This is a genomic window from Kitasatospora sp. NPDC050463 (genome assembly GCF_040655255.1).
In the GTDB taxonomy this organism is placed as follows: Bacteria; Actinomycetota; Actinomycetes; order Streptomycetales; family Streptomycetaceae; genus Kitasatospora.
The window spans coordinates 21,700-28,535 of the sequence record NZ_JBFAJO010000091.1; the positions used below are offsets into that span (position 1 = coordinate 21,700).

The window sequence follows — 6,836 nt, forward strand, 5'->3', positions numbered from 1 at the left end:
ACGGGTCGTCATCCGGCGCAACACAAGGGGGACCCCGCGGGCGGTGCCCCCCTTGCCGTTCGCTGATCAACGGTAGGCGGGGCGGTGCGGCCCGAGGCGCTCCGAAGCGGTCGATCTACTCGATAGGGTGAATGTTCTCGAAGATCGGGTTTGAAGCGCCCGATCTGCGTCGGTGCCGCCGGTCAGGGGGCCGACCGACGCGCGGAGCGCCGGCCGACGGCCGGCTCCCGAGGTACCGCCGGGCTCATACGTACACGCAGCTCCGGGGCGGGCCGACGGCTCCTGCCACCCGGGGCGGCCCTGCCGGCCCCGGGTGCCGCTCGGCGGCCCGCCGGGCGGTCAGCCTTCCGCGGGCCGGTCGGTCTCCTCGGCCGCCGCGGCGTCCCGGCGGTCCAGCGCCTCGGCGGTCGCGGGGTACTTGCTGCGCAGGCGGTCCCGGAGCGAGAGCACCGGCCCGCCGGCCTCGTCGGGGGCCGGGTCGGTGCCCGGACGCGCCGGGTCGCTGGCGTGAGTGCCGGTGGCGGGCTCGGCGGCCGGGGTTCCCGGGCGGGCCTGGTCGGTGGCCGGGCCGGCGGGGGAGCGCAGCTGCGCCACCTCGGCCTCCAGCTCGGCGATGCGGGTCCTCAGCTGCTGCGCCTCCTGGGCCGCGTCCCGGTACAGCTGCTTGTTGCGCTTGCCGACGTCCGAGAGGGTGTCCACGCGGTCGGCGAAGGCGTCGCGTTCATGGACGATCGGCAGGACGATCTGACCCGCGACGACCGCCGCGATCCAGTCGACCCACTCGTTGATGCGCGTGGTGCCCAGGGGGCCGATCAGTTCGGCGTCCTGCAGGCCGGTGAGCATGGGACGGCGGATCATGTCGGCGATGCTCCGCTGCGGGCCGCTCTGTTCGGTCACGACTGCTCCTCGATGCTTGCCTCGCGGTGGGGCAGCAGGTGCCGCCGGCGTCACGGTCCGCAGGGCAGGTGCCGGTCTCCTCGGCTGTCACCAGCGTAACCACCGGGGATTCCGTCGCCGACGGGTGGCCGGGGCCTCGGTGCGTCCTGAGCTGGGGTCCGTCCTCGAACTCCCGCTTGCGGGGCGACGGGTCGGGTGGCGGGTCGGGTGACGGGGCGGGCAGCGGGCTGTGAAGAGCGGGGGCCGGACAGGTGATGCCGGACGGGTGATTCCGTCGTCCGTGGACGATGGACGTCGGGGTAGTTCGTGCCGCCAGCGCTATTCGCCGCAGCCGGCAATGTGCCCGGTGGGTCATCGGGTCGTGTCCGAATGGGCAGGTCGGCCCTGGCCGTCCGGGCAGCTGCCGCGGTGGACTGCCGTTCGCGGTCAGATCCCTTGCAGGCGAGGCCAGTTGACCGTTCCCTGTAGGCCGCTGACCTCCTGTCCGAGGCCTGGGTGTCGTGTACAGGGTGACTCTTGACGCGTTCTGTCGTTGCTGGTTGGGTTGCTCCGTGGCATCACGGGAAGCACACGTATCTCACGAACCTTCCATGAATTCGACTCACAGTGATGCGGTAGCCGTTGTCGGTCTGTCGTGTCGTTTACCCGGAGCTTCGACTCCTGATGAACTGTGGCGACTTCTCCGGTCCGGTGAAACCTCCGTCACGGAGGTTCCGGAAGACCGCTGGAACGAATTGCCGACGGAAGACGGACGCGCGCCCGAAATCGCCGGATCGATTCCCCGGTGGGGCGGATTCCTCGACCAGATCGACCGTTTCGACGCCGGCTTCTTCGGCCTTTCGCCGCGCGAGGCGGCGGCGACGGACCCGCAACAGCGGTTGATGCTGGAACTCGCCTGGGAGGCCTTGGAGCACGCCGGAATCGTCCCGGCGACGCTCGACGGCGCAGAGGCCGGAGTCTTCTTCGGCGCTATCTGGGACGACTACGCGACGCTGCTGCACCAGCGCGGTCCGCAGGCCCTGACCCAGCACACGGTGACCGGGCTGCACCGCAGCATGATCGCCAACCGGGTCTCCTACACCCTCGGCCTGCGCGGGCCCAGCATGGTCGTCGACACCGGCCAGTCGTCCTCCCTGGTCGCCGTCCACCAGGCCTGCGAGAGCCTGCGCCACGGGAAGAGCGACCTCGCACTCGCCGGGGGAGTGAACCTCAACCTCGCCCCACAGAGCAGCATCGCCGTCGCCCGGTTCGGCGGACTCTCCCCGAGCGGCCGGTGCTTCACCTTCGACGCCCGGGCGGACGGCTACGTCCGGGGCGAGGGCGGCGCGGTGGTCGTCCTGAAACGCCTGGCGGACGCCGTCGCCGACGGGGATCCGATCCACTGCCTGATCCTCGGCGGCGCGGTGAACAACGACGGCGGCGGCGAGGGCCTCACCGCGCCCAGCCGGTCGGCGCAGGAGGAAGTCGTCCGGCGCGCCTACCACCGGGCCGGGGTGGATCCGGCGGACGTCCAGTACGTGGAGCTCCACGGGACGGGCACCAAGGTCGGTGATCCGGTGGAGGCCGCGGCCCTCGGTGCCGCGCTCGGCCGCCTGCGGGACTCCCGGCAGCCGCTGCTGGTGGGCTCGGCGAAAACGAATGTGGGACATCTGGAAGGCGCAGCCGGAATCGTCGGGCTGCTCAAGGTCGTACTGAGCCTGAGGCACCGGGAACTGCCACCCAGCCTCAATTTCGAAACCCCCAACCCGCTGATTCCGCTGGATTCGCTCAATCTGCGCGTGCACCGCGAGCTGGGGCCGTGGCCGAGTCCGGACCGGACGCCGCTGGCCGGCGTGAGCGCGTTCGGCATGGGCGGGACCAACTGCCACGTCGTGCTCGCCGCCGGGCCGCCACCCGCGGGCGGGCAGCCGGTGGACGCGCAGTCGGCGGGTGGGCAGCCGGAGGACGGGTCGGCGCGGACGGTCCCGTGGCTGCTGTCCGGCCGTTCGGTGCCGGCGCTGCGGGCCCAGGCGGCCGCGCTGCTGGCGCGGCTGGAGGAGCAGCCCGGACTCCGCGCGGCGGACGTCGGCCTCTCGCTGGCCGTGACGCGCTCGGCCTTCGAGCAGCGCGCCGCGGTGATCGGCCGAGGCGGCGCGCGGTTGCGGCGCGGCCTGGCGGCGCTGGCGCGGGGCGAGAGCTCGGCGGACGTCCTGACGGGGCGGGCGTACGGGAGCGGCCGGCTCGCCTTCCTGTTCGCCGGCCAGGGCAGCCAGCGCCCCGGCGCCGGCCGTGCGCTGTACGACGAACACCCGGTGTTCGCCAGGGCGTTGGACGCGGTCTGCGAGCACGTCGACGCGGCCGTGGCCGCGGTGGGCCCGGCGCCGGACGGGCCGCTCCGGGACGTGATCTTCGCGGCACCCGGCTCGGCCGCGGCCGGTTCGCTGGACCGCACCGGCACGGCGCAGCCCGCGCTGTTCGCCGTCGAGGTCGCGCTGTTCCGCCTGCTGGAGAGCCGAGGGGTCCGGCCGGACGTCCTGCTCGGCCACTCCGTCGGCGAACTGGCCGCCGCCCACGTCGCCGGGGTGTTCTCCCTCGCGGACGCCTGCACGCTGGTGACGGCCCGGGGCCGGCTCATGCAGGCGCTCCCGCCGGGCGGTGCGATGGCGGCGCTCCAGGCCACCGAGCAGGAACTGCTCCCGCTGCTGGCCGGCCGGGAGCACCGGGTCGGGCTCGCCGCCGTCAACGGCCCGGAGTCGACAGTCGTCGCCGGGGACGAGGACGAGGTCGAGCGGATCGCCGCGCACTGGCGGAGCGCCGGCCGCCGGACCAGGCGGCTGCGGGTCAGCCACGCGTTCCACTCCCCGCACATGGACGCCGTGCTGGACGACTTCCGCAGTGTCGTGGCGGCACTCGACCTCCGGCCGCCGACCCTCCCGATCGTCTCCACCGTCACCGGCGGCCCCGCCACGGCCGAGGAGCTCGGCTCGGCCGAGTACTGGGTGCGGCACGTGCGCCGACCGGTGCGGTTCCTCGACGGCATGCGCCGGTTGGAGCGCCAAGGCGTCACCGCGTACCTGGAACTGGGACCGGACGGCACGCTCAGCACGATGGGCCGGGCCTGCCTCACCGAGCCCGACCGGCCGGCGGGCGGACCGGTCGCCGGGCCCGTCCTCGTCCCCACGCTGCGCAAGGACCGGCCCGAGTCCGAGGCCCTGGTCACCGCGCTCGCCCGGCTGCACGTGCACGGCGTCGGCGTGGACTGGGAGGCGGCGTTCGCCGGGCACGGCGCCCGGCGGGTCGAGCTGCCCGGCTACGCGTTCCAGCGCCGGCGACACTGGCTCGGTGGCGTCGCCCGCCCGGCCGTGCCCGGGGCGTCCGGCACGTCCGACCCCGGCCGGCCGGTGGACGACGTCGCCGACCTGACCGCCGTCACCGACCCGGCGGGGCCCCGTCTCCGGCTGGAGGGCGCCCCCGCCGGCGACCGGGCGAGCCTGCTGCTCGACCTGGTGCGCGGCGAGGCGGCCGCGGTACTCGGCCACGGCGACCCGGATCCGGTCGATCCCGCGCTCACCTTCAAGGAGCTGGGCTTCGACTCGCTCACCGCGGTGGAACTGCGCGACCGGCTCGGCGCGGCCACCGGGCTGCGCCTGCCGACCGGCCTGCTGTTCGACCATCCGACGCCCCTCGTGCTGGCCGAGCGGCTGGGCGCCCTGCTCCTCCCGGCGGACCGCGCGACGGACGCCGGGGCCCTGGCGGAGCTGGACCGGCTGGAGCGCTCCCTGGCGGCGATCGGGCCCGACAGTGCCGAGCGCGAACGGGTCGACGCCCGCCTGCGGTCCCTGCTGGCCGGCCCGCCGAGAGCCGACGGCGACGACGCGGTGCCGCGCAGGCTGCGGACGGCGACGGTCGACGAGCTCCTCGCCTTCATCGACCGGGAGTTCCGCAGCTCCTGACGCGTCCTGGACACGCGACGTCCGAACCTTCCGCACGGCCGCACCGACACGGAGTGGAGAGCAGTGGCGAACGAGGAGAAGCTGGCCGACTACCTCAGGTGGGTCACGACCGACCTGTACCGGACCAGGGAACGGCTGCGTGCGGCCGAGGCCGCGCCGACCGAGCCGGTGGCCGTGGTCGGCATGGGCTGCCGGTTCGCGGGGGGCGTGCGGTCGCCGGAGGACCTGTGGCGGCTGGTTATGGAGGGCGGGGACGCGATCGCGCCGCTGCCGACCGACCGTGGGTGGGACCTGGAGGGGGTGTTCGACGCCGACCCCGACGCGTCCGGGCGGCCGGGGTCGAGCTACGTCCGGGCGGGTGGGTTCCTGGAGGGTGTCGCGGAGTTCGACGCGGGGTTCTTCGGGATCTCGCCGCGTGAGGCGTTGGCGATGGATCCGCAGCAGCGCCTGCTGTTGGAGACGTCGTGGGAGGCGGTCGAGCGGGCGGGGATCGATCCGCTCTCGCTGCGGGGGAGCCGGACGGGTGTCTTCGCCGGCGCGACCGCCCAGGACTACGGCCCCCGGCTGCACGAGGGCTCGGACGAGCTGGGCGGCTATCTGCTGACCGGCGGCACCCCCAGCGTGATCTCGGGGCGGGTCTCCTACGCGTTGGGCCTGGAGGGGCCGGCGGTGACGGTGGACACGGCGTGTTCGTCGTCGTTGGTGGCGCTGCACCTCGCCGTCCAGTCGTTGCGGTCCGGTGAGTGCGACCTGGCGCTGGCGGGCGGGGTGACGGCGATGTCGACCCCGGGCATGTTCGTCGAGTTCAGCCGCCAGCAGGGCCTGGCCCCGGACGGACGGTGCAAGCCGTTCGCGGCCGCCGCGGACGGCACGGGCTGGAGCGAGGGCGTCGGCGTGCTGGTGGTGGAGCGGCTGTCGGACGCGCGGCGCCACGGGCACCGGGTGTTGGCGGTGGTGCGTGGCAGCGCGGTGAACCAGGACGGCGCGTCGAACGGTCTGACGGCGCCGAACGGGCCGTCGCAGCAGCGGGTGATCCGGCAGGCGTTGGCGAACGCGGGGCTGTCCGCGCGGGACGTGGACGTGGTGGAGGCCCATGGGACGGGCACCCGCCTCGGCGACCCGATCGAGGCCGAGGCACTGCTGGCGACGTACGGCCAGGGCCGGTCCGAGGGTGCGCCGCTGTGGTTGGGTTCGGTGAAGTCGAACATCGGGCACACCCAGGCGGCCGCCGGCCTGGCGGGCGTGATCAAGATGGTGTCGGCGATGCGGGCCGGCGTGCTGCCCAGGACGCTCCACGTGGATGAGCCGTCGCCGCACGTCGACTGGTCGTCGGGGGCCGTGGAGTTGCTGACGCAGGCCCGGGAGTGGCAGGCCGCGGAGCGGCCGCGCCGGGCCGCCGTCTCCTCCTTCGGGATCAGCGGGACCAACGCGCACGTCGTCCTGGAGCAGGCGCCGACGGAGGAACCCGGCGGGGAGCCGGACGGGTCGCGGTGCGGTCCTGCCGGAGTGGTCCCGTGGCTGCTCTCGGGACGTTCCCCGGAGGCGCTGGCCGCGCAGGCCCGGCGCCTGCTGTCGCACCTGGACAGCCGGGCCGGCGAGCGGCCGGTGGACACCGGCCTCGCGACGGCGGTCACCCGATCGGTCTTCGAACACCGCGCCGTGGTCCTGGCCGACGGTGCGGACCGGGAGGGATTCCGGTCCGGCCTGAGGTGATCGTCGGCGACACGGCGGGGCCGGCCGGCCGGGTGGTGTTCGTGTTCCCGGGTCAGGGGGCGCAGTGGGTGGGGATGGGTGCGGAGTTGTTGGATTCCTCGCCGGTGTTCGCGGCGCGGATGGGGGAGTGTGCGGAGGCGTTGCGGCCGTTCGTCGGCTGGGACCTGCTGGATGTGGTGCGGGGGGTTTCCGGGGCTGGGTCGTTGGAGCGGGTGGATGTGGTGCAGCCGGTGTCGTTCGCGGTGATGGTGTCGTTGGCGGCGTTGTGGCGTTCGTTGGGTGTGGAGCCGGCTG

General features: G+C 74.2%; 2 protein-coding genes and 1 pseudogene. 2 read left to right on the plus strand and 1 reads right to left on the minus strand.

All coding sequences use genetic code 11. From position 1 onward, the window contains the following. Nucleotides 1–339: 339 nt before the first annotated feature. Nucleotides 340–897, minus strand: a complete 558-nt coding sequence (locus AB0J08_RS35915) for a hypothetical protein (protein ID WP_360642499.1) — start codon at nucleotides 895–897, stop codon at nucleotides 340–342. Between the two features lie 590 nt (nucleotides 898–1,487). On the opposite strand from AB0J08_RS35915, the gene AB0J08_RS35920 reads away from it, so the two are divergent. Beyond that, nucleotides 1,488–4,829 (plus strand): beta-ketoacyl synthase N-terminal-like domain-containing protein, encoded by a 3,342-nt coding sequence (locus tag AB0J08_RS35920; RefSeq protein ID WP_360642501.1) that lies wholly within the window; start codon nucleotides 1,488–1,490, stop codon nucleotides 4,827–4,829. Nucleotides 4,830–4,892: 63 nt separating this feature from the next. Then, a pseudogene (locus AB0J08_RS35925) lies at nucleotides 4,893–6,836 on the plus strand (type I polyketide synthase); the annotation flags it as partial.

Coding starts and splice junctions, on each gene's coding strand:
- AB0J08_RS35920 (WP_360642501.1), top strand. CDS start 1,488: ATGAATTCGACTCACAGTGATGCGGTAGCCGTTGTCGGTCTGTCGTGT.